Source organism: Lacrimispora struthionigena (assembly GCF_048627165.1).
Lineage (GTDB): Bacteria > Bacillota > Clostridia > Lachnospirales > Lachnospiraceae > Lacrimispora.
This window is the reverse complement of record NZ_JBMBWP010000002.1, coordinates 3,212,814-3,237,381: the sequence shown is the minus strand read 5'-3', so window position 1 is coordinate 3,237,381 and position 24,568 is coordinate 3,212,814. Positions and strand designations below refer to the sequence as shown.

The window sequence follows — 24,568 nt, the reverse complement described above, 5'->3', positions numbered from 1 at the left end:
CCGTCACATAATGCGACAGCCCCTTTTTCATGTGTATTATACTTTTTCATTCCAGATAAGCAATCAGTTTATCCCCTTCTTCTGAGACATCAATTACAATGGTACTTCCTGTATGGATCTCATCTCCAAGAATCACCCTTGCCGCAAGCGTCTCCACATGCTTTTGCAGATACCGTTTTAACGGTCTGGCTCCATATACCGGATCATACCCCTGCTCCACTACAAATTCGCCGGCCTGGTCTGTCAGTTCAATCTTTATCTCACGATCCTCCAGTCTCCGGTTTAGATCCTTCATAAGCAGACTTACAATACCGGAAATGTTACTCTTATCCAGTGGCTTGAACAAAATGATTTCATCCAGCCGGTTTAAAAATTCCGGTCTGAAATGAGATCTTAAATCACCCATTACCATTTCCTCTGCCGCTTCTGTAATATTCCCATTACTGTCTATCCCGGTAAGAAGATACTGGGATCCGATATTGGATGTCATAATGATAATGGTGTTTTTAAAGTCAACCGTCTTTCCGGTGGAATCGGTGATCCGTCCATCATCAAGAACCTGTAAAAGCACATTGAACACATCCGGATGAGCTTTTTCCACTTCATCAAACAGCACCACGGAATATGGCTTTCTCCGTACTGCTTCGGTCAGCTGGCCGCCCTCATCGTAACCTACATATCCGGGAGGAGCTCCAATCAGTCTGGATACAGAGTGCTTTTCCATATATTCACTCATATCAATTCTCACAATATTGTTCTCTTCATCGAACAGGCTCTCTGCAAGCGCCTTGGCAAGCTCTGTTTTTCCCACACCCGTAGGACCTAAAAAGAGGAAGGAACCAATGGGTTTCGTCGGATCTTTAATTCCAGCCTTGGATCTGATAATTGCTTCCGTCACCTTTAAAACAGCTTCTTCCTGTCCAATTACCCTCTTATGAAGTTCCTGATCCAGATGAAGGGTCTTGTTTCTCTCACTTTCAGTCAGACGGGCAACCGGGATTCCTGTCCATTTGGATACAATTCTTGCAATCTCATCTTCCGTTACGCTTTCCCGAACCAGGCTTAAATCCTGATTTTTCACCCGCTCCTCTTCCTCTGCCAGTTCCTTCTGAAGCTGGGGTAATCTACCGTACTGAAGCTCTGCTGCACGGTTTAAATCGTATTTCTGCTGAGCTGTCTGGATTTCTCTGTTAAGATTTTCAATCTCTTCTCTTAAGGAGGAAAGACGTTCTACCGATGCCTTCTCATTCTCCCACTGAGCCTTTTGTGAGGCAAATTCATCATGAAGCTCCGCCAGTTCCTGCTGCAGCTCTGCCAGACGATCCTGGCTTAAGCGGTCTGTTTCTTTCTTTAAGGCGGCCTCTTCTATCTCCATCTGCATAATCCGCCTTGACAGCTCGTCAAGCTCAGCCGGCATGGAATCCAGCTCTGTCTTAATCATGGCACATGCCTCATCCACCAGGTCAATGGCTTTATCCGGAAGAAAACGTTCGCTGATATAACGATCAGAAAGGGTGGCTGCAGATACCAGAGCAGAGTCTGTGATCTTCACTCCGTGATAAACCTCGTACCGCTCTTTCAACCCTCTTAAAATGGAAATCGTATCTTCTACAGTGGGCTCATCTACCATAACCGGCTGGAATCTCCGTTCCAGTGCCTGGTCTTTTTCAATATACTGGCGGTATTCATCCAATGTGGTCGCACCAATGCAATGAAGCTCACCTCTGGCAAGCATGGGCTTTAGCATATTGCCTGCATCCATGGAGCCTTCTGTCTTTCCTGCTCCAACAATGGTATGAAGCTCATCAATAAAAAGGATGATCTGACCGTCGCTTTTTTTCACCTCATCAAGAACCGCTTTTAAACGCTCTTCAAATTCGCCACGGTACTTTGCACCTGCCAGCAAAGCACCCATATCAAGTGCAAACAGCCTTTTATCTTTTAAGCCATCGGGCACATCACCTCTTACAATTCTCTGGGCCAGCCCTTCCACAACTGCGGTCTTACCAACACCCGGCTCTCCGATTAATACCGGGTTATTCTTGGTCTTCCTGGACAGAATCCGGACTACATTACGGATTTCGCTGTCTCTGCCGATGACTGGATCCAGTTTCTGATCTCTGGCTCTTTCTACCAGGTCATACCCATACTTTGTCAGCGTATCGTAAGTTGCCTCGGGATTATCACTTACAACTCTCTGATTGCCTCTTACTGTGGATAATGCCGTCAAAAAATTCTCTCTTGTGATGCCATAGCTGCGAAACAGTTCTTTTAATGCCTTTGATGGCTGTTTTAACATGGCAAGGAATAAATGCTCAACCGAAACATACTGGTCTCCCATTCCCTTTGCCTCATCCTCCGCGCTGATTAAAACCTTATTTAAATCATTGCTGATATAAAGCTGTCCGCCGCTAACTTTAGGCAGCTTCTGGATTGCTCCTGCAGCTTCATCAAGAAATAACTCTTTTTGTATGTTCATCTTGGTGATCAGTTTTAAAATCAGGCTGTCTTCAATGGTAAGAAGGCTGTACAGCATATGTTCCTGTTCAATCTGCTGGTTTCCGTATTCATACGCAAGCTTTTCGCAGTTCTTCACAGCCTCCATGGACTTCTGTGTAAATTTATTAATGTTCACGGCAATTTCCTCCTTTATCCGGCTCTATGCAAACATTACAGCGTTTGTTCTATATGTAATATAACAAACGCATTCAAAAGTGTCAAGATACTTTTGATTAAATTTATGATTTATAAATAATATCTTACAGTTTCCTTTCCCTCATTGTTTTTTCTCCAGGGTTCGCTTATAATCGATTCATACAATCTCTGGGAGAACCGGAAGGAGGAGAATATGAACGACAGACGCCGCTTTTTTTCGGCCCCTGCCATTCGCCTGGCAGCAGCCGCGCTTTTTTCCGTCTGGTTTGCTGCATACGGTGCAGACCCTTTTATCAGCTATGCCCATACAAAAGAGGAATCCATCTATATATCCGGAAACTGGGTGAAAGATGACGCCGGTTGGCGCTACTTTAACCAGTGGAATTCCAAATATCCCGCCGGACAGTGGATCGAATATCAGGGTAATTCCTATTATTTTATGGATAATGGATATATGGCTACTGGCTGGAGATATTTAAACGGCCATTGGTATTACTTTAATCCGGAAGAAGGAAGTACACAGGGAGCCATGGTAACCGGCTGGATTCGTGACTCTCATAATAACAGCACCTTTTATACAAACCAGATAGGGATTATGGTAACCGGATGGCACAAGATTGATGCTCACTGGTACTACTTTAATCCGGGTTCGGATGGTGTTGTGGGGCAGATGGCAGTCAGCCGGGTGATTGAAGGCTCTTATGTGAATGCAGATGGGAAGATGAATGAAAATCGTTAAAAAGGACAGTGCCGTTAAGAAACGGACACTGCCCTTTTTTCAATTCCATGAAACCGCAGTGCAAATACAACTGCGCGGAAAAACCAGTCAATAAACATTCCATACCAGATCCCCATTACTCCCAGGTTCATGACCTGCACGAATAAATAAGAGGTACCGATCCGGAAAAGCCACATGGAAAATACAGAGACCATCATGGTAAACTTTGCATCCATAGAGGCTCTTAACGCATAGGGAACTGTAAACGAGATTGGCCACACAATCATGGCAAAGCAATGTACCACGATCATCTGGGCTGATATCTGGGCTGCCTGGGGAGACAGATTGTAGATGGATACCAGCTGGTCTGAAAATAGTACCATAACCGTACATAGTACTAATAAGATACCATAATTAATTCCTACCAAAAGCCTGGAGTAATACTTGACCTGTTTGATTTCCCCTGCGCCCACGCACTGACCCACAATGGTAATTAAACCAAGCCCGATGGCATTACCAGGAAGATATAAAAGAGTCACCAGGTTTGATGCCACTGCATAACTGGCAATTGCCGCAGTCCCAAGAGACGAAACCAGGCTCTGAAGCGCAATCTTACCAAACTGAAACATACCGTTTTCCAGACCGTTTGGAATGCCAACCACCAAAATATTCTTTATCATTTTAAAATCCGGTTTCAGCTCAGAAAGCCGCCTGATTCTTACCACATTGTCCGGATTCTGTATCAGATAAAACATCATGACAGCTGCTACAATACGGCTTATGAGAGTGGGATAAGCCACGCCTTCCACTCCCATATGCAGTCCATAAACACAAATCGTATTGCCAACAATATTCACCACATTCATAACAAGGGAAACAAACATGGAAATCTTGGCATTTCCCATAGACCTAAAAAGTGCGGCACAGGAATTATAAATTGCTATAAATGGATAAGACAGAGCTGTAATCTGAAAATAAATCACAGCAGCATCCATCACTTCCGGCTCCACATTGCCAAATATCATCCGAAGTAGAAGCCGGTTGCCTGCTAAGGCGGCAAATGTAAGCAACAGGGAAAATAAAGCCGTAACTCCCATCAGCTGACCTGCTGCTTTGCAAGCATTCACTGATTGTTTTTTTCCTAAATACTGGGCGGAGATTACCGCACCACCAGTCGCCAGTGCGGAAAGAATCTGTATCACCAATATGTTAATGGCATCCACTAAAGATACGCCTGATACAGCCGCTTCTCCAACCGCTGCCACCATCACCACAGCCACCATACCTACCAGGACGGCCAGGATCTGCTCTACAATCAAAGGGGCCAGAAGCCCGGTTAAATCTTTTCTTGAAAACATAAATTATTCCTCATTGGTTATCTCGAATGGGTAACGTATCCCCCACTGTCGTCTCAGCTCGTCCATCACTTTCATTACATGCAGAGTGGTCTGATGAGGCATCTGCGGGCACTCAGTCCGTCCCTGTTCAATCGCGTCTTTACTGGCCAGAACCTGATATTCATATCCGGTGATCTGTTCCGGTCTCTGATAGGAGCTCACCAGCTTCCGGTCTGTATTATATACACAAATGGATTCAAAATTATTGATGTTTTCCACAACCAGGAACCCTTTTGTTCCATAGATGATGCCCTGACGGTCAGAAAGAACCTGAATGGAACTGTTCAGTACAGCCATCTTACCGCCTGGATAAAGAAGGGTAATGCTGTTTTGGGCATCCACTCCTGTCTCCGTCTTAATCACGCTGGAGGTAATATCAGTAATCTCATCACCAAAAACAAGAGAGGCAAAATTAAGAGTGTAAACGCCTACATCAAGAAGCGCTCCCCCTGCAAGCTCCGGGGCCACAATCCGGTGCTTATCTGACACCAGGTAGGCCAGATTGGCAGTAAGTGTCATAGGTTCTCCGATGATACCGGAAGCAAGAACTTCCTTAAGCGTATCAGCCATAGGCATATACCGCACCCACATGGCTTCTGTAATCATCAGATTTTTCTCCTGAGCCAGGTCAATCATCTCTTTTGCCTGGGAATAATTGGCTGCAAATGACTTTTCACACAGAACATGCTTTCCATGTTCCAGGCAAAGTCTGGCATTCCTGCTGTGCTCCGAATGGGGAGTTGCAATATAGATCAGCTGAACCTCACTGTCAGCTGCCAGCTCTTCATAGGATCCATAAGCTTTTTTTATAGAAAAACGTGCCGCAAAATCTTCTGCCTTTTCAAGACTTCGGGAAGCAGCACCATATAAACAGACTTCTGGCATCTGAACCATGGTCTCTGCCAAAACTGATGCAATTCTACCGGTTCCCATGATTCCAACTTTCAATACTCCCATATTTTATCCTCCAGCTGATTATTTTAGTTCTATAAGTATAACACATGGTTAAAGCCCGTACAACATCAATGCTCCTCCATCTCTAAAACCAGTTCCATAAACGCCTTCATCTCCCTGCTGAGCCATTTATCCTTATGATAAACAATCTGTCTCCAGGTTCTTAAATAAAATTCTTTCATGGAAAGAGCCGTTAAATTTCCCTTCTCCATATCCTCCCTGACTGTAAACTCCGGAAGAAAGGAGATTCCTTCGTTCTGTTTCAACAGCTTAATAATAAATTCCGTATTTCCTATTTCCAGGAAGGGGTGAAGCTTCTTATCATCCGAAGCCAGATACTGTTCCAGTATAAACCGGTAGCTGGCATCTTTTTCTGTTAAAATCAGGGGCTGGGTGATGATCTGGTCAATGGTAAGTCCGGTTTCCTTTGCAAAGATATGATCCTTGGATGCCGCAAATATGATTTCTTCCGGCTTCTCCAGTATTTTAACCCATTTGGCATCATACATTCTGCGATCCAGAAAATAAACCATATCCACCTGATTGCTGTTCATCATGTTCAGCAGGATCTCCGGAGAATCAATCACAATATTAATGTTTACTTTGGGATACCGGTGATGATACTCCCTGATTAATGGAGGAAATAAAGTGGAACAGATGGATTCAATGGTGCCGATCACAAGAGTGCCAGACAGCTCTGAGGACTGGCCAAGGGCATTACGGGCATAAGCCACATTCCTCATAATTTCAGATGCGTACTGGTAAAACATTTCTCCTTCATGTGTTAACGTAGTCTGCTTCCCAATCCGGTCAAACAAATGAACGTTTAATTCTTTTTCCAGCTGTTTAATCTGAACCGTCACTGCTGCCTGGGAATATTTAAGCTTTTCTGCCGCCCTGCAAAAGCTCTTTAAATCAGCAACTTCTAAAAATGTTCGTATCTCACGGAGTTCCATAACAATCCTCTCTTAATTTAAAAATATTAAACGTTATCATAAAAACATTAAATTTTACATTCATTTGTATTTATGGTACATTAAAGTCACTCAGAAATCAACTCAAAGGATGAGTATTTTCAGGAAACGATTAGAAAGGACTTTAAAAAGTATGGAAAAGGCAGATTGTAAATACCGCGCCTACGTGCAGATTCTAAAGGAAGAGCTGGTTCCGGCTATGGGCTGTACGGAACCGATTGCTCTGGCTTATGCCGCTGCAGTGGCGAAAAAGACTCTGGGAGCCATTCCGGACAAGGTGGTAGTTGGTGCCAGCGGGAGCATTATTAAAAATGTAAAATCCGTGATTGTTCCCAACACCGGCCACCTGAAAGGAATACAGGCAGCTGTAGCAGCAGGAATTGTGGCGGGAGATCCGGAAAAGGAGCTGGAAGTTATTTCCTGTGTTACACCGGACCAGATCCCTGAGATGAAGCAATTCATGGAGGAGACTGAAATAGGGGTTGTACATATTGATAATGGAATCACGTTTGATATCCTGATCACTCTGTACAAAGGGTCCTCCACATGCACAGTGCGGATAGCCAATTACCATACCAACATTGTACTAATCGAAAAGGACGGGACGGTCTTAAAGCAGCTGGATGCCGGCAAAGAAGAAGAGGCGCTGACTGACCGGAGTATACTCAGCATGGAAGATATCTGGGATTTTATCAATACCGTTGACATTGCTGATATCAAGGAAACGCTGGACCGCCAGATCCGGTACAACTGGGCCATTGCAGAGGAAGGACTGGCCAATGACTACGGCGCCAATATTGGCAAAGTACTGTTAAAGAGTGCAGGCAGGGACATTTCCCTGAAAGCAAAGGCCATGGCTGCCGCTGGTTCCGACGCCCGTATGAATGGCTGCGAGCTTCCGGTCATCATTAATTCCGGCAGCGGCAATCAGGGAATTACGGTCTCTGTTCCAGTTATTGTCTATGCCAGAGAATTAGGCGTCAGTGAAGAAACCATGTATCGGGCACTTGCTTTGTCCAACTTAACTTCCATCCATCAAAAGACTCCCATCGGAAGATTATCCGCTTATTGCGGAGCGGTAAATGCCGGGGCTGGAGCAGGAGCAGGAATCGCTTATATATGCGGAGGCGGTTACGAGGAAGTGATACATACCGTTGTCAATGCGCTGGCCATTGTATCTGGTATTGTATGTGATGGGGCAAAAGCTTCCTGTGCAGCAAAGATAGCCTCTTCCATTGAAGCGGGAATCTTTGGATACAGCATGTACAGTCATGGACAGCAGTTTCTCGATGGGGACGGCATTGTCACAAAAGGCGTAGAGGCTACGCTGAAAAACGTTGGCAGATTGGGAAAAAAAGGTATGAAGGAGACCAACGAGGAAATCATTAAAATCATGATAGGAGAATAGGTATGAAAAAATTAGTAAGTAGTTTACCTTTTAAATTACTTCTGGGGGTCATTGGGGGAATCTTAATTGGACAGCTGGCTGGAGAACAATTGATGAATGTTGTGGTGACAGTCAAATACATATTGAACCAGATCATTGTATTCTGCGTTCCGCTCATCATCATTGGCTTTATTGCCCCGTCTATCACAAGATTAGGCAATAATGCTTCTAAAATGCTGGGGATTGCAGTTTCTGCAGCTTATATTTCTTCCATAGGTGCAGCTTTATTTTCCATGACTGCCGGATACATTATGATTCCACATCTGTCCATCTCACCAAGTACAGATGGCTTAAAGGAGCTTCCCGGAATCGTATTCCAGCTGGATATTCCACAGATTATGCCGGTCATGAGTGCTCTGGTATTTTCACTTTTACTGGGTCTTGCTGCTACCTGGACAAAAGCTACGGCAATTACTCAGGTATTGGAGGAATTTCAGGAAATTGTCCTGTCCATTGTGACAAAGATCGTCATACCCATTCTACCTGTTTTTATCGCATTTACATTCTGCGCTCTGTCCTATGAAGGAACTATTACAAAACAGCTGCCTGTTTTCCTTCAGGTAGTAATAATTGTTATGGTTGGACACTATATCTGGCTGGCAGTTTTGTATCTGATTGGCGGTGCCTATTCCAGAAAGAACCCCTTTGATGTTCTGCGTAATTATGGTCCTGCCTACATCACTGCAGTAGGAACCATGTCTTCAGCTGCCACTCTTGCAGTTGCTTTAAAATGTGCAAAAAAGTCACAGCCCACGTTAAGAGAAGATATGGTGGACTTTGGTATCCCGCTTTTTGCAAACATTCACTTATGTGGATCTGTACTCACTGAGGTTTTCTTTGTCATGACTGTATCTAAGATCCTTTACGGCTCTGTTCCGTCTCTTGGCTCCATGCTTTTATTCTGCGCCCTTTTGGGTGTATTTGCAATCGGAGCTCCAGGTGTTCCCGGAGGAACGGTTATGGCTTCTCTTGGTCTGATCACCGGAGTTTTAGGTTTTGATGAGATGGGCACTGCACTTATGCTCACCATCTTTGCACTCCAGGACAGCTTTGGAACTGCATGCAATGTGACGGGGGACGGAGCTCTCACCATGATTCTCACTGGCTTTGCAGAAAAACATGGAATTAAAAACCAGAAAATAGAATCCGGTTTGTCATAAGATAAAATGTGGGTCCTGACAAAGAATTAAGTTTCTTTGTCAGGACCCACTCTGTTTGTAACTTATTAATTCAGCTCACGCTTCAGTGTTTCTCTTACTGCTCCTGCTCCCGTAATCTGGGCACAGAACATTTCTTCAATCTTTTCTCCAATGCCTGCCTGATAAAGGTCAATTCCGAAAATATGCTCATTAGAGAGGATTTCCTTCAGCTGTCCATGATACGTCTCCGGTTTACCAAACTCAATTCCTTTCAGCTTTTCTGTCAGCTCAGGAATCATAGGATCAGAGGAAAGTTCAAATGCCTTACCCTGGTCATCCACAGCCAGAAGATACCGGCACCAGCCAGCAATTGCCAGCGGAATGGCTTTCAATTTTTTTGCATCTCCATATTTTTCCACATATGCCTTAATGGTCTCACCATAACGGATTCCCACCTTCTGAGATGTATCCGTAGCGATTCGCTGAGGTGTATCAGGCATAAAAGGATTGGGGATTCTGACACGGATTACTTCGTCTACGAATTCCAGGGGAGACAGAATTCCGGGGTCAGTCACTACCGGCATTCCTTCTACCGGACCGATCTCATGAACCAGGCGGTTCAGCTGCGTATCCTTCATCTCATCTGCAATCAGGTCATATCCAAGAACACAGCCATAAACAGCCAGAGCTGTGTGCAGCGGATTTAAGCAGGTAGTAACTTTCATACGCTCTACTTTATTGACTGTATCCCGGTCTGTCATATAGACTCCGGCCTTCTCAAGTGCCGGTCTTCCGTTAGGGAATTTGTCTTCAATTACCAGGTACTGGGGTCCTTCTGCATTGACAAATGGTGCAATGTAGGTTTTTTTGGAAGTGATCACCGGAGCCATATCCTCAACTCCTGCTTTTTCCAGTTCGTTGCATACAGAATCTGCGGGACGTGGTGTGATCTTATCAATCATGGACCATGGGAAGGAAACAACTGATTCATCTTCCAGATAGTCAACAAATGCTTTCTCTGCAAATCCCCTGCTCTCCCACTCTTTTGCAACTGTTACGATGGACTGTTTCAGTTTTTCGCCATTGTGAGAGCAGTTATCCATAGAAACCACTGCCAGAGGTGCTTTGTTTGCCTTAAACCGCTCCAGGAGAAGCGCGCATACCACAGCCATGGCAGAAACTGCTTTCTCAGGACCATTTTCCAGATCTGCTAAGATAAATGGAAAATAATTTCCTTCGGTTCCTTTCAGTGCATAGCCCTTCTCTGTAATGGTGAAAGAGGCCATCTGAAGTTCCGGATTTACAAAGATCTCTTTCAGACGATTCCACTCAGCTGCAACACCAGACTGGGCTCTGATCGCTTCTGTCAGGGAGCCGATCACCTTTTTTCCAGTAGAACCATCTGCGTTTAAGGTTACTGCAAGAACCAGATTGTCATATGGATCATAGATCTTATCAATTACATCAAAGTCAAAGGTCTCCACACAGGTGATTCCCTTGGTGCTCTCGCCCTGTGCAATTAAGGTATCTGCAATACCACCGATAAAAATACGGAAGATATTACCTGCTCCGAAATGCACCCAGACCGGTGACTCTTTTGTTTCTCTGACCACTGTTTCGATGTCATAAAGCGGAAGGCTGATACCAGCTGCCTCCCAGGCTTCTTTATTCTTTAAACCTTCTAATGTCAGCTTCATACCGGCACTGCCTCCTTAGTTTTTCCCAGATTCCTTATCAATGGCTTCCCATAATCCCTGAAGATATACCGCACCCAGCGCTCTGTCATAAAGACCATATCCAGGCATGGCAACTTCATCCCAGATCATTCTTCCATGATCCGGACGGATTACACCGTCAAATCCTGTTTCATACAGTGTTTTCATAATTGCATGCATGTCCATGGACCCGTCAGAAGAAAGATGAGCTGCTTCTTCGAAATCTCTGTCGCTGTTATATTTTAAGTTTCTTACATGTGCAAATGGGATTCTTCCTTTTGCAGCTCTGATAATATCACAGATATCGTTAGACGGATTGGAGCCAAGTGATCCTGTACATAAGGTAATACCGTTGTATGGCTTGTCAACTGCCTTTAACAGTTTTACAATTCTTTCTTTGTCGCGTATGATTCTTGGAAGACCAAAGATCGGCCATGCCGGATCATCGGGATGAATTCCCATTTTAATATCATATTTTTCACAAACTTCGCCGATTGACTCCAGGAAATAAACAAGATTATTAAACAGTTTCTCATCATCGATATCTTTGTATGCTTCAAATAAAGCTTCCAGACGGGACAGACGCTCTGGCTCCCATCCTGGCATTACAAAGCCGTTGGACATCTTTTCTACAGATTCCTTCATATGTGCAGGGTCGATTTCATCTACTACATCCTGGTTATAAGCAAGTACGGTTGATCCATCCGGACGTACTCTTGCAAGATCGGAACGTGTCCAGTCAAATACAGGCATAAAATTGTAGCAAACCATATGAATTCCGGCTTTTCCAAGATTCTCAAGAGTTTCGATATAATTAGCAATATGCTGTTCCCGTTTTTCTGTACCAATCTTAATATCATCAGAGATATTAACGGATTCAATTCCAGCAATGGTAAGGCCTTCTTCTTCCACTACTCTTTTCAGCTCAGCAATCTCTCCTTCTGTCCAGACTTCTCCTGCCTGCTTTCCCATCAGAGTTGTGATTACACTTTTCACTCCAGGTATCTGTTTGATTTGTTTCAGGGACACACTGTCATATCCTGGTCCATACCAGCGTAAAGTCATTTCCATCGTTTTGTTCCTCCTGTTTTGCAATCAGTTATCGTTTTACTTTATCATGAGGCCGGCACATAATAAGTCCTGTCCTATTATATGCTAGTATTGCCCAGCCAACCAAACATGTATGAATTTCTCTTTTACATGTCTTTCTATCTTGTATGGTAGTATATTACGAGGAAATATTCAATATGTAATTTTGTATATTTTTAAACCTATTTTTTGTGCATTATGACGTATTTTTACTTTTACGCCTTATTTAATTGACATTTGCCTGCTTTCAAAGCATGATACTTGTATACAAGTTGTTGCCTATTTTCGTGGGTTATAAATAAAACAATAGATAAACTTGCTGTTCAGTAGTATACTAACCGTATGTTCCTGCCTGCAGGATTTATATTTTGATAAGAGAGGTTTTTTATGAAATTGTTCGATCGGTCTCCCGGAGAGAATGCCAGAAATTATGCGATACGTGTTCTTCTCTATAATATTATTAACTTAGAGCTTGCTCCAGGAAGTGCAGTAAGTGAAAATGAGCTTTCTTCCACTTTGAATCTTTCAAGAACACCAGTCAGAGAAGCGCTGATTGAACTTAGCAAATCCAGCCTTGTTGAAATACTGCCCCAGCGGGGAAGCTATATTTCTAAAATAGATTATGAACGAATTGAAGAAGCCCGCTTTATGAGACTTGTTTTAGAGAACGCTGTGGTAAAGCTTGCCTGCGAAAGTCCTGAACCGGTGGACTTAAAGAAGCTGAAGGATAACATCAGTGAGCAGAAGTTCTGTCTGGAACAGGAAGACACTGCCAGATTCTTTCCACTGGATAATGAATTTCACATGCTTTTGTTCCAGTCTGTGAATAAGGCCAGAACCTTTGAGGTCATACAGTCCCAGATGGTACATTTTGACCGGATCAGAACGCTTTCCTTAAAGTCCAGTAAACCCACCAAGATCGTGGAAGATCACGAGAATATTATCTATGCCATCGAGCGCAGGGATACAGAGCTGGCTGAGATTTTAATGACCAGACATATCAACAGACACCAGATGGAAAAATCAGAACTTGTGGCAGCATTCCCCGACTATTTTATTCAATAAGAAAAAAATCCCTCTCAGACAACGACTATGTCCAAGAGGGATTTTTCAGATATTTTGTGTTTTTATTGGTATATTTATAAGATGATACATATAATTATACTGGCAGGTACAAACTGCTGGCAATCGTGTATAGGGTGGTAGGCCTCGATTCTACATAGAATGGAGGTGTTGCTCATGAAGAATTATGACTTTAAGGACCTAATGTCTTTTGGTATGTTCCTTCTGGCACTGCTGACATTCGTCTTTATGACGTGTCACTAACCGCAAAAAGCCTTCCCTGTACTTTGGCCGGTCGGGAAGGTTTTTGCTTTTCAACTTAGCCAACCACCCTGTGGCGATTGCCTTTCTTTATTATATTATACCTGCAGTATAAAATATTACAAGTACAGGCATTTATTTTAAATTCATTTCAGGATTTTCTAGCAATCCCCTTAATTTTCATTTAGTCTGGCAAGCTTTTCTGCCTGATCTGCTGCAATCAGAGAATCCAAAAGTTCATATATATCTCCATTCATAATGGAATCAATCTTATAAAGAGTCAGCTTAATCCGGTGATCAGTCACACGGCCCTGAGGGAAATTGTAGGTTCTGATCTTCTCAGACCGGTCGCCTGTACCAATCTGGCTTCTGCGGGCCTCTGACTCGGAATTCTGTCTCTTCTCCAGCTCAATATCATAAAGCTTGGAACGAAGCAGGCGGAAAGCCTTCTCCTTGTTCTGAAGCTGGGATTTTTCAGTCTGGCTGTAAATTACAATACCAGTAGGCATATGTGTCAGACGAACAGCGGAATCCGTTGTGTTGACGCACTGTCCGCCGTTACCGGAAGCACGCATAACATCGATTCTTACGTCCTTATCTTCAATCACTACATCCACATCTTCCGCTTCCGGCATAACCGCTACAGTAGCCGTAGACGTATGGATTCTTCCGCCGCTCTCCGTCTCCGGTACTCTCTGAACACGGTGAACGCCGCTTTCGTATTTCATCTTGGAATAAGCGCCTTTTCCTGTAATCATGGCAACCACTTCCTTAAAACCGCCGATTCCATTCTCATTGACGCTGATTAACTCTACTTTCCATCTCTGGGCTTCTGCATAATTGACATACATACGATACAGCTCAGAAGCAAAAAGAGCTGCCTCATCGCCGCCTGCTCCTGCGCGGATCTCCAGCATGATATTCTTGTCATCATTGGGATCTTTGGGTAAAAGAAGTATTTTCAGTTCCTGTTCCAACTGTTCAATGCGCTTTTTAGCATCGGATAATTCCTCCTTTGCCATCTCCCGCATCTCTTCATCGCTCTCTTCCTCAAGAAGAGCCACACTTTCTTCCACGGTTTGTTTTGCTTTCTTATACTGGGTATAAGCTTCTACCAGGTCTGCTAAATCTGCCTGTTCCTTCATCAGCTTCCGAAAACGGTTCTGATCCTCTGCAACAGACGGGTTATTCAGTTCCTGCATCAGCTCTTCATAATGAATTAATATATCATCTAAACGATCAAACATTGGTATCCTCCAAAATCTCACCAAAAGGGTCTATGCCCATTATTTTTCTAAACTTCCGCTCACTACGCGGTCCAGCCCCGCTGCATCGCACCATGACCGGATGTTGACAAAACCTGCTTCCTTAAGCAATGCACTGACTGCATCTTTTTGATCATATCCGATTTCCAGATAAAGCGCACCACCAGGATTTAAGTAATTCCGGCCTTCTGCTGCCAGCTTTCTGTAAAAATAAAGGCCGTCCTCTTTCCCGTCAAGAGCCAGAAACGGCTCATGATCACGAACCTCCGGCTGCAGCTGGCTGATTACATTGGTGGGAATGTAGGGTGGATTAGACACAATCACATCAAATGTTTCATTTGACCCAATGGCATCAAATAAATCGCTTAACAGGAAGGTGATTTTCTCTTTCCCTAAAATTGCTTCCCCGTTTCTCTTCGCTACCTTTAACGCTTCATCAGAAATGTCTGCTGCTACAACGGATTCAAACCCGCCAAGCTTAGCAAGGCTGATAGCGATACACCCGCTTCCAGTGCACAGATCAAGCACCTGGGGATTCCTGCCCTTATAATCCTTTAAAATCTGTTCCACCAAAGTTTCTGTATCCTGTCTGGGTATCAGAACATGCTCATTGACAAAAAAGTCCAGACCCATAAATTCCCTGCTCCCGGTTATCTGCTGAAGTGGAATTCTCTTTTCACGAAGAGCGAGCATATGGTAAAAAGCACGGGTTGATTCTCCCGATTTCTCTGTTTCATTCAAAGACCTGTTCCGGTCAATCAGAAAATGAGTCAGGTCTGTGTGGAAAGCTTCAAGCAGTAAATATCTGGCATCAATCTCAGCTTCCTGTATCCCTGCTTTATTAAGCCGGTCTGTTCCCTCTTCCAACAGCTGATTTAACGTCACACTCATGGCTGATTCTCCGGAAAATTCTTTTTAAGAAATTCTCTCCAGTCAAAAACTGCTTCTACAGAAGCAATTCCTACCTCGATCATAGAATCATCTGGTTCACTGGTCGTCAGCCCCTGCATCCACATGCCCGGTCTGCTTAAAATATCCACCAGCTTTGAATCACTGCGGCCTGCGATACGCAGAAACTCATAGGATACTCCTGCAATTACCGGAATGAGCACAATGCGGCTTAAAATCCGAAGGGGCAGAGTCTTTACCTGAATTACCATAAAGAATAAAATACTGATAATCATAACAATCAAAAGAAAACTGGTTCCGCAGCGCTTATGTTCCTTGGAACTGTTCCTTACATTTTCCACATTCAGTTCCAGTCCGTGTTCCAGACAGTTAATACATTTATGTTCGGCACCATGGTACATAAAGGTGCGCCTGATATCTTCCATACGGGATACCAGCTTGATATAAGCGATAAAAATGCCAATCCGGATTACGCCTTCTAAAACAGCCATGATAGTCTGTGACTTAATAAAATGGCGAAATATGTTCGCCAGAAACAGGGGCAATACCATGAATATGCAAATTGCCATAAACACGGAAAAAACCATTACCATGCTCATAAGCGCTTTTTCCATCTTCTCACCAAAGACACGCTCCAACAGCTTCTCAAATTTAGAGGGCTCCAAATCTTCCTCATCATCTTCAAAGAAACTGGCAGAAAAAGTAAGTGCTCTCATCCCCAGTATCATGGAGTCGGCAAAGCTGAAAATGCCTCTGAAAAATGGAAGAGAAAACAGCTTTACTTTTTCTCCCATACTAATATACGTATCTTTTTTTACTTCAATGGTTCCGTCCGGCTTGCGGACTGCTGTGGCATACTCATCCCTGTTTTTCATCATAACGCCTTCAATCACGGCCTGACCGCCGATTCCTGAATACTTCATACGCCAACCACCTCTCTGTGCGTAAATAGGTGCAATAAAATTCTAATTTCAAAAAAGGCTGAGCTAAAGTGTTTCCACTAAACTCAACCTTTTCTTTGCTCCAAACTTATTCAGCCTTAACGCCATATTTACGATTGAATTTATCAATACGTCCACGAGCGGAAGCAGCACGCTGCTGACCGGTGTAAAATGGATGGCATTTAGAACAAACTTCTACGTGGATGTCTTCCTTTGTAGAACCAGTTACGAATTCATTACCACAGTTGCAAACAACCTTTGCCTGGTAGTAATTTGGATGGATTCCCTCTTTCATGATTTTCACCTCGCATACTCTGATTTCTATTAAATCGCGGTTCGTAAACCGACTTTGTCTAATAAACAGCTTGTACAGTATATCATAGAAAATTTTTTAATGCAAGCTTTTATTTATATAAAAGATCACAGCTTTTAGAAAAACCGCATCTTTTTTGACATATCAACGAATTCCCGGTTGTTCTTTGTTTTTGCAAACAGGTCCAGAATCTTCTCTACTGCATCTTCTGGTTTTAATGTATTGGTCGCCTTACGTATAATATCAACAGCCTCCGCCTCTTCTCTGGTAAGCAGCAGATCATCCCTTCTGGTTCCGGACTTTAAGATATCAATGGCAGGGAAAATTCTCTTCTCGGACAGCTTTCTGTCAAGCACCAGTTCCATGTTACCTGTACCTTTAAATTCCTCATAAATGACATCATCCATACGGCTTCCCGTATCCACAAGTGCTGTGGCAAGTACGGTAAGGCTTCCGCCCTCTCTCATGTTTCTTGCTGCACCGAAAAAGCGTTTGGGCATATGAAGTGCGGCCGGATCAAGACCACCAGACAGAGTTCTTCCGCTTGGCGCAACCGTTAAGTTATATGCTCTTGCAAGGCGTGTTATGCTGTCTAACAGAATCACCACGTCTCTTCCATGTTCCACAAGACGCTTGGCTCTCTCAATTACCATCTCAGACACCCGTTTGTGACGGTCAGGAAGTTCGTCAAACGTGGAATAAAGAACCTCTACATTATTTCCTACAATAGACTCCTTGATATCGGTAACCTCTTCCGGGCGCTCGTCAATGAGAAGTATCATAAGATGAATCTCAGGGTGATTGAGTGTGATTGCCTTGGCTACCTGCTTTAATAGTGTGGTCTTACCTGCTTTTGGCGGAGATACAATCATGCCTCGCTGTCCCTTACCAATAGGAGCTAATAAATCCACCACTCTCATGGCAGTGGTGCTCTTTCCTCCATCCGTCTCCATATGAAGACGCTTATCCGGAAATATGGGAGTCATATTCTCAAAATTCGGACGTCGCTCTGCCATACTTGTGGGATATCCGTTGATTTTCTTCACATATAAAAGTGCTGCAAACTTTTCTGCAGCAGTCTTTACTCTGCGGCTGCCATGAATAATATCTCCGGTCTTCATGTTAAAGCGGCGGATCTGTGATGGTGCTACGTAAACATCGTTCTCACCTGGAAGATAATTTTCGCACCGGATAAATCCAAATCCGTCCGGCATTACTTCCAGGATTCCATGTGCATCAATACCGCTGTCAAGCTCCTGAAGCTCAGGACTTGGCTGAAAATCCACCTTGGGTTCTTCCGCCACATACTCCGGTCTTGACTCCGTTCTGACAGGGTTTTCACTCCTAACAGGTGTTTCGTTCCTGCCAGACATGTCATTTCTTACCATTCCTTCATTTCTTCCGGAATTCTCATATCGGTTATTGTTTTCAGAACCTGGTGTCCCTGCAGAACGGTATGGTCTCTGCTGTGTATCCTGACGATAAGTACGGACAACAGTTTTCTTTATATTATTTTGAACCGGCGTATTCGGCTGCTCTCCAGCGGTCTGGGGCTGGGAAACGGGCGGTCTGCTCACTTCTTTCTCTGCCGGTTCGGTCACATGCTCTTTGGCGGGTTCCCTGCTTTCTGCCACAACACTCCCTGCTACAACTGCAGAATCAGAAGCTTCTCCTTCCTTTTCACAGAGTATATTTATAATATCGGGCTTTCTCATGGAACTGTAACCCTTTATCCCCTGGGCTTTGGCAAGCTCCTTTAACTCCGCTAACGGCAATGTCTGTAATTTTTCACGCATATTAATCTCCTTCATGATTCCTAATACCAGTTGTTTCGTAATCTTGGGAATGATTTACGATAGAATATCGTAAACAGACGACCGGAATATAATTCCGATCCTAATCATGTTGAATCAGGTCGTACGATATGCCTATTATATACCTTAATATATAAAAAGAAAAGTTATTTTTTCAGAAAGCTTAAGTGTTCCCCGATTTTCTTCTCATAACCGTTTTCCGTAGGCCTGTAAAATTCCGTCCCTACCAGTCCATCCGGCAGATATTGCTGATCCACATAGTGGTTTTCGTAATCATGAGCATAGAGATACCCCTGTCCGTGACCTAGTTTTGCTGAGCCTTTATAATGGGAGTCCTGTAAATGCACCGGTATAGGCATGGTCTTTTGGTTTCGCACCGCATCCTGGGCTTCAAATACTGCCACACATGCCGCATTACTTTTGGGTGCAGACGCCACATAGGTAACTGCCTGGGATAAAATAATCTGGGCCTCAGGAAGGCCGATCCGTTCCACCGCCTGTGCAGCCGCTACTGCCACCACAAGAGCCTGGGGATCTGCATTCCCCACGTCCTCTGACGCACAGATCATGATTCTTCTGGCAATAAATTTAATATCTTCTCCTGCATAAAGCATTCTTGCAAGATAATAAACAGCAGCATCAGGGTCTGTTCCCCTCATGCTCTTTATAAATGCAGATATGGTATCGTAGTGGTTATCTCCGTCTTTATCATATCGGACCGCACGTTTCTGAATGCATTCCTGAGCTACTTCCATATCAATATGGATTTTCCCATCCTGGGAGCTGCGTTCAGTCGTCATAATGCCAAGTTCTACAGCATTCAGGGCTGCTCTGGCATCGCCGTTTGCCACATCTGCCAGAAAATCCTCTGCATCTGGTTCAATCACTGCATTATAAGCGCCCATTCCCTTCTCATTATCATAAACAGCGCGGTGAATCAGTGTCTTAATATCTTCTTTTTCCAGTGTTTTCAGTTCAAATACCCGGGAACGGGAAAGAAGCGCACCATTCACCTCAAAATATGGGTTTTCCGTAGTTGCGCCGATTAATATTAATGTTCCATCCTCTACAAATGGCAGGAGATAATCCTGCTGCCCTTTATTAAACCTGTGAATCTCATCTACAAAAAGAATGGTTTTCTTTCCGTACATCCCAAGAGAATCCTTGGCCTCTTTCACGATTTCTTCCATATCTTTTTTTCCGGCAACAGTCGCATTCAGCTGTTTAAAATCCGCACTGGTAGTATTGGCAATGACTCTGGCAAGCGTGGTTTTCCCAGTTCCGGGAGGTCCGTAAAATATCACTGAACCAATCTTATCCGCTTTAATGGCCCGGTAAAGAAGCTTATCTTTTCCAATAATATGCTGCTGACCCACCACTTCTTCCAGGGTGGATGGGCGAAGCCTGGAAGCGAGAGGGGATTCTTTTTCCATCGTATTTTTTCTCATATAATCAAATAAATCCATTTCCTATTCCTCCATACGTTGTGCCGTATTCAGTCAGATAAACAGGGCTTATTCTGATCTCTTTCCCTTTATTATGGGCAGTATGGTGCCTTTTGTCAAGAACATTTGTTCTCCGTGTATTTATTGCATCTAATTTCATTTTAAACGGTTGCAAAATGTGTTACTCTCCAATAGTAGTAAAAAATATTTCTTTTATAGGAGGGTATATGAGTACAAATAACACAGGTCTTATGAATGAGACCAACGCACAAAAAGCAAGCGGTCCTTCTTCCATCCGCAATATCTCTTCCAGGGAACTGGTCAGAGAAATCCGTATCGGCTGGAATTTAGGAAACACCCTGGATGCAACAGACGGTTACGGCCTTTCTTCCGAAACGTCCTGGGGCAATCCAAAAACAAATAAAGCCATGATTGATAAAATCAAGGCAGGTGGCTTTAATACCTTAAGAGTTCCAACTACCTGGGAAAAGCACCTTGGGCCTGCACCAAATTACACCATTGATCCTGCATGGCTTAACAGGGTTGTGGAGGTTGTGGATTATGGCATCCAAAACAATATGTTCGTTATTTTAAACCTTCATCATGAGGAATGGCATTTTCCGTCCTACGCAAATGAAGCTGCTGCCACCAGGATTCTTACAAAGGTTTGGGCACAGATTGCGGAAAGATTTAAAAATTATGATGAGCATCTGATCTTTGAAGGTCTCAATGAACCACGGCAAAAAGGTACGGCGGACGAATGGAACGGCGGAAATAGAGAAGGTCAGGAAGTCGTAAACCGTTTCAATGCAGCTTTTATAAGAACCATTCGCAGCTCCGGAGGCAACAACCCTTTCAGACATCTGATGATACCGCCTTATGCGGCTACTTCTGCCACAAATGCCTGGGATAACTTTGTTATACCAAACGATAACAGGATTATTATCTCCATACACGCTTACACTCCTTATGACTTTGCCCTGAACATTTCCGGAACTCCGCAGTGGCGTCCTGATAACCAGGCAGATACCGGAGCCATTACCTACCTTATGGACAGTATTGACCGCTATTTTATTTCCAAAGGTTATCCGGTTATCATTGGTGAATTTGGCGCAATGAATAAAAATAATTTAAAACAGCGTGCCGATTGGGCATATTACTATGTAAAATCAGCCAGAGCGAAAGGGATACCCTGCATCTGGTGGGATAATGGTGCTGTAAGTGGTGACGGGGAACTGTTTGGTCTGCTGGACAGAAATAATTGCAGCTTTTATTACCCTGATATTGTAAATGCCATGATGAAAGGGATTCAATAAATCAGTCTGTTTAAAAGAGCGATTACTCCATAGGTGATTAATCCCTTATGGTGCAATCGCTCCTCTCCTGTTTAAAAAGGGTTTCGATTAAACGAACCGTCCCGGAATATAACCGGCCTTTTTTACTATATCTCTCATCTCTTCGTCTGTTAATCTTTCTTTCATATAAACAACAACCTGTTTTCTTTCTAAATCTGCAGCAGCATAGATTCCATCAAGACTGTTAAATGCATTCTCCACCTTTTTTCTGCAGTTGGCACAGGTCATTCCATCTACCTGAAGAGTCGCAGAGTAAGGATAATTGGATTTATTCGTGTCTGCAGCTTTCACCTTCTTTACTACTTCACTGCCGCCGCCGCAACAGCCCTGTTTTGTCCTTTTAATGGAACTTTTCAATCCGAAATAACAGATCACGATTAAAACCGCACAAATGACAGCTGTTGACATGGTAACTCCTCCTTTGTTATGTAATGGATATTTCTGTTCTAAGTATATTATATAACGAAAACACCGGCATGGAAGAGGTTTTAATGATACTATTTTTCATTATCCATGTTAAAGCATGATTAATCAATCGATAATTCATCCGCTGTAACAAAGGTATAACCCTGTTTGGTTAATACATCAATTGCCTCCAGTGCAGCTTCTACTGAGGTTGGGAACACATCGTGAAGCAAAATGATATCTCCGGGTTCCACATGTTTTACAATGTGACGGACAATCTTTTTCGTGTTCTGGGTTTTCCAGTCCAGTGTATCCTCATTGGATTTACCTGGAAAATCAATTTATTCTGCATCTACCCATTTTCCATATTTAAGTATCAGTCTGTTTAATTGTCCGATTATCAAGCTGATAAAAACGAAAATAACAAGCCAGGGTAAAAATGTACTTCCTAAAATTCGGATATCAGCCAGTTCTGCTGCTTTATAAGCGAGGAACACGCTGAAAAACTCTATCAAAATATAGAGAAGCTTCCACGAAAGACTGAGTTCAATCCTGCAACCGCATTTATCACAAGGCAGATTACGAAAAAATGGCTGTGGCATTCTGAACGAATAGCCAACAATGTACTGATGTTTGCATGGTATGGTATCATTATTTTTCAACGTTGCATTACCTCATTATTTATTATTTTTAAAATTCATTACTATTTTGTAATATTTGTGTTGAATCAGATTAAAGCTGGTATGAATATCACCGAATGCTTTACGGATCAATAATGTCTTATTTCCTTGACATACCTTGGTAATCTATGTATGATTAATAATATACCTAGATTTTCTATGTATAAACCAATAATAATCACTAAAAGGAAGGAGACCATTCTATGGATAAACGGTATATGGCCCTGGGAACCTCAATGCTGGTTCTGAAACTTTTAAATAATCAAAGCATGTACGGATACCAGATCATACGTGAACTGGAACAGCAGAGCCGTGATGTCTTTAAACTGCAGGAAGGCACACTCTATCCAATCCTGCACACTTTGGAGCAGCAGGGAGCCGTCACCAGTTATCAGCAAACGGCAGACAATGGACGGATTCGCAAATATTATGCGATCACCACTAACGGTCAGAAATTACTGAAGGAGAAATTGAAGGAGTGGGAGGTCTATCAGACCGCCATCAACCAGGTAATTGGAGGTGTTCTGTTTGAATAAAAATACTCCAGAATCACCAGTATCACAATTTTTAAATGAAGTAACTGATCAGATTTCCTATGAGCCGCTGCGCCCTTCCATACGCCAGGAGCTGGAAGACCATATGAATGACCGTATGGAGGATTACAAAGCAAATGGACTTTCCCATTCTGACGCAGAGGAGCAGGCACTTCGCGACATGGGAGATGCGGTAACGATTGGTACGGAGCTGAATGAAGCCCACAAGATACAAAAAGCCCCACAGCTTACTATAATCAGCGCTCTTCTTTTACTTACAGGCTTTATTTTTACCAGCTTTATGTCATGGAGGCCACTTTATATGGCAAGCAGCTCTCTCTACTACATTGCTGGTGCCACACTCCTTATATTTACCGTGCTGAAAGGATATCCTTTCCTGATCAGATACAGAAAAAAAATCGCATTGTTTACAGGCTTTCTTTATCTGGTTCAAATACCGTTCTTTATTATGACGCTTGTTAAGGGAATACAATATGGAATACCCAGCACTACCTATTTTGCAACAATACTGTTTGTCCCCGTGATTACAGTTCTTTTATATTTCTCCCGTCATAATAAAAAGAAATTCCTGACAATAGCTGTGATCTGTACCACTGTATGGATGCTTTTCATGTATACAGTCAACCCATTTCTTGGGAATACTGCAGAAATCATTTTTCTTCTGAGTGCACTGGGGACCGTATGTTTCATGATTCACCGGGGAATACTCACTGGCAAAAAAAAATATCTTTACCCTGTCACACTGGCATTTTTTGTATTTATTGGAAGCCCACTTTTCCTCTCAGAATCTGGCAGACATACCATGGAGGCATTTCTATCTCCTCAATCCTCTGTGAACAGAACCTTGGACGATACTTACAATGGTGTTCTCATACAGGAATTGCTTTCAAGAACGCCCCTTACTCACGGTCTGAAACTAACACCAGAGGAGATGATGGATTATGGCACAGGAGCATGGTATTTTACTTCCCGGGATCCAGAAAACATCGACATTGATGTAACCGGCATTAAAACATCGGAACAGCAAGCGGGTATTAATCGCCAGTTGGAGGATGTCTCTCTCTGGGATATCCTGCCTCAGCATTACTATAATAATTATATGATAGCAGTATTTATCTTTCTCTTTGGTTGGATCCCAGGACTCGTGCTAATCGGAGCAATCGTACTTTTTTATCTCATGCTTTTTACGTACTCTCTCCGAATTAATGGGCAGTTGGCGTCCGTTTTGGCTTTTGGTTGCAGTCAGTGCCTCCTGTGGCAGGGAGTATTATATCTGTTAGGAAACTTCGGACATCAATATGCCTCTTTCCCAAATCTTCCTCTTGTCTCAGAAGGGCAGAGAAGTATCATTTGTAATGCAATTCTTCTTGGTCTGATATTTTCGGCTTACCGGCATGACCATGTAATGGAAGAACCCGTTAATTATAAACCTGTTACCTCTGGCTGAAACTATATCCACTAACCGGTCATATAATA

At 43.3% G+C, this 24,568-nt stretch carries 21 protein-coding genes and 1 pseudogene; 7 read left to right on the top strand and 15 right to left on the bottom strand.

Translation table 11 applies throughout. The features are described 5' to 3' along the window. Positions 1-46: 46 nt before the first annotated feature. Entirely contained in the window at positions 47-2,635 is a 2,589-nt protein-coding gene (gene clpB / locus ACOAOT_RS24295; protein WP_420219295.1) for an ATP-dependent chaperone ClpB, read from the bottom strand. Positions 2,636-2,848: 213 nt separating this feature from the next. On the opposite strand from clpB, the gene ACOAOT_RS24290 reads away from it, so the two are divergent. Next, positions 2,849-3,394, top strand: coding sequence for a glucan-binding protein (locus tag ACOAOT_RS24290; RefSeq protein ID WP_420219294.1), 546 nt, complete (start codon positions 2,849-2,851; stop codon positions 3,392-3,394). Positions 3,395-3,408: 14 nt separating this feature from the next. Here ACOAOT_RS24290 and ACOAOT_RS24285 read toward each other — a convergent pair whose 3' ends face one another. The 3 genes from ACOAOT_RS24285 to ACOAOT_RS24275 form a co-directional block, all read right to left on the bottom strand. Next, positions 3,409-4,731 carry an MATE family efflux transporter gene (locus ACOAOT_RS24285; RefSeq protein WP_420219293.1) on the bottom strand — a complete coding sequence of 441 codons (1,323 nt, stop codon included), beginning with the start codon at positions 4,729-4,731 and terminating at the stop codon, positions 3,409-3,411. A gap of 3 nt (positions 4,732-4,734) precedes the next feature. Next, positions 4,735-5,727 (bottom strand): Gfo/Idh/MocA family protein, encoded by a 993-nt coding sequence (locus ACOAOT_RS24280; protein ID WP_420219292.1) that lies wholly within the window; start codon positions 5,725-5,727, stop codon positions 4,735-4,737. Between the two features lie 65 nt (positions 5,728-5,792). Further along, positions 5,793-6,680 (bottom strand): LysR family transcriptional regulator, encoded by an 888-nt coding sequence (locus tag ACOAOT_RS24275; protein WP_420219291.1) that lies wholly within the window; start codon positions 6,678-6,680, stop codon positions 5,793-5,795. 151 nt (positions 6,681-6,831) lie between these two features. Here ACOAOT_RS24275 and ACOAOT_RS24270 point away from each other — a divergent pair, with 151 nt between their 5' ends. Together ACOAOT_RS24270 and ACOAOT_RS24265 are read left to right on the top strand one after the other, a co-directional pair. Then, a complete protein-coding gene (locus ACOAOT_RS24270; RefSeq protein WP_420219290.1) occupies positions 6,832-8,106 on the top strand; it encodes an L-cysteine desulfidase family protein in 1,275 nt (424 codons plus the stop codon). 2 nt (positions 8,107-8,108) lie between these two features. Then, positions 8,109-9,305: a dicarboxylate/amino acid:cation symporter gene (locus ACOAOT_RS24265; protein WP_420219289.1), complete on the top strand. Its 1,197-nt coding sequence runs from the start codon at positions 8,109-8,111 to the stop codon at positions 9,303-9,305. A 65-nt stretch (positions 9,306-9,370) separates the two neighbouring features. Here ACOAOT_RS24265 and ACOAOT_RS24260 read toward each other — a convergent pair whose 3' ends face one another. After that, positions 9,371-10,981 carry a mannitol dehydrogenase family protein gene (locus ACOAOT_RS24260; RefSeq protein ID WP_420219288.1) on the bottom strand — a complete coding sequence of 537 codons (1,611 nt, stop codon included), beginning with the start codon at positions 10,979-10,981 and terminating at the stop codon, positions 9,371-9,373. 15 nt (positions 10,982-10,996) lie between these two features. Further along, on the bottom strand, positions 10,997-12,070 hold the full coding sequence (gene uxuA, locus ACOAOT_RS24255) for a mannonate dehydratase (protein ID WP_420219287.1): 1,074 nt from the start codon (positions 12,068-12,070) through the stop codon (positions 10,997-10,999). Between the two features lie 405 nt (positions 12,071-12,475). On the opposite strand from uxuA, the gene ACOAOT_RS24250 reads away from it, so the two are divergent. Further along, positions 12,476-13,153: a GntR family transcriptional regulator gene (locus ACOAOT_RS24250; RefSeq protein ID WP_104439124.1), complete on the top strand. Its 678-nt coding sequence runs from the start codon at positions 12,476-12,478 to the stop codon at positions 13,151-13,153. A 431-nt stretch (positions 13,154-13,584) separates the two neighbouring features. Here the strand turns inward: ACOAOT_RS24250 and prfA are convergent, their stop codons facing one another. The 6 genes from prfA to ACOAOT_RS24220 all read right to left on the bottom strand — a co-directional run bounded on the left by prfA (position 13,585) and on the right by ACOAOT_RS24220 (position 20,119). After that, positions 13,585-14,658 (bottom strand): peptide chain release factor 1, encoded by a 1,074-nt coding sequence (gene prfA / locus ACOAOT_RS24245; protein ID WP_104439125.1) that lies wholly within the window; start codon positions 14,656-14,658, stop codon positions 13,585-13,587. Positions 14,659-14,697: 39 nt separating this feature from the next. Continuing rightward, positions 14,698-15,561, bottom strand: coding sequence for a peptide chain release factor N(5)-glutamine methyltransferase (prmC, locus tag ACOAOT_RS24240; RefSeq protein WP_420219475.1), 864 nt, complete (start codon positions 15,559-15,561; stop codon positions 14,698-14,700). 2 nt (positions 15,562-15,563) lie between these two features. Further along, complete coding sequence (locus ACOAOT_RS24235; protein WP_420219286.1) at positions 15,564-16,508, bottom strand: DUF1385 domain-containing protein; 945 nt, start codon at positions 16,506-16,508, stop codon at positions 15,564-15,566. Between the two features lie 106 nt (positions 16,509-16,614). Beyond that, complete coding sequence (gene rpmE, locus ACOAOT_RS24230) at positions 16,615-16,821, bottom strand: 50S ribosomal protein L31 (protein ID WP_277405822.1); 207 nt, start codon at positions 16,819-16,821, stop codon at positions 16,615-16,617. Positions 16,822-16,955: 134 nt separating this feature from the next. After that, positions 16,956-18,635, bottom strand: a complete 1,680-nt coding sequence (gene rho / locus ACOAOT_RS24225) for a transcription termination factor Rho (RefSeq protein WP_420219285.1) — start codon at positions 18,633-18,635, stop codon at positions 16,956-16,958. A 164-nt stretch (positions 18,636-18,799) separates the two neighbouring features. Then, positions 18,800-20,119, bottom strand: a complete 1,320-nt coding sequence (locus ACOAOT_RS24220; protein WP_420219284.1) for a replication-associated recombination protein A — start codon at positions 20,117-20,119, stop codon at positions 18,800-18,802. 206 nt (positions 20,120-20,325) lie between these two features. Here ACOAOT_RS24220 and ACOAOT_RS24215 point away from each other — a divergent pair, with 206 nt between their 5' ends. Then, a complete protein-coding gene (locus tag ACOAOT_RS24215) occupies positions 20,326-21,414 on the top strand; it encodes a glycoside hydrolase family 5 protein (RefSeq protein WP_420219283.1) in 1,089 nt (362 codons plus the stop codon). An 87-nt stretch (positions 21,415-21,501) separates the two neighbouring features. On the opposite strand, the gene ACOAOT_RS24210 is transcribed toward ACOAOT_RS24215, so the two are convergent. The 3 genes and pseudogenes from ACOAOT_RS24210 to ACOAOT_RS24200 form a co-directional block, all read right to left on the bottom strand. Then, positions 21,502-21,861 (bottom strand): heavy-metal-associated domain-containing protein, encoded by a 360-nt coding sequence (locus ACOAOT_RS24210; RefSeq protein ID WP_420219282.1) that lies wholly within the window; start codon positions 21,859-21,861, stop codon positions 21,502-21,504. Between the two features lie 119 nt (positions 21,862-21,980). Next, positions 21,981-22,172 (bottom strand): annotated as a pseudogene (locus tag ACOAOT_RS24205) (polysaccharide deacetylase family protein); the annotation flags it as partial. 27 nt (positions 22,173-22,199) lie between these two features. Then, positions 22,200-22,520: a hypothetical protein gene (locus ACOAOT_RS24200; protein WP_420219281.1), complete on the bottom strand. Its 321-nt coding sequence runs from the start codon at positions 22,518-22,520 to the stop codon at positions 22,200-22,202. A 221-nt stretch (positions 22,521-22,741) separates the two neighbouring features. Between ACOAOT_RS24200 and ACOAOT_RS24195 the strand changes: the two genes are divergently transcribed. Together ACOAOT_RS24195 and ACOAOT_RS24190 are read left to right on the top strand one after the other, a co-directional pair. After that, a complete protein-coding gene (locus ACOAOT_RS24195) occupies positions 22,742-23,074 on the top strand; it encodes a PadR family transcriptional regulator (protein ID WP_420219280.1) in 333 nt (110 codons plus the stop codon). Next, positions 23,067-24,539: a permease prefix domain 1-containing protein gene (locus ACOAOT_RS24190; RefSeq protein ID WP_420219279.1), complete on the top strand. Its 1,473-nt coding sequence runs from the start codon at positions 23,067-23,069 to the stop codon at positions 24,537-24,539. Before ACOAOT_RS24195 ends, ACOAOT_RS24190 begins: the two co-directional genes overlap by 8 nt. The last annotated feature ends 29 nt before the right edge of the window (positions 24,540-24,568 follow it).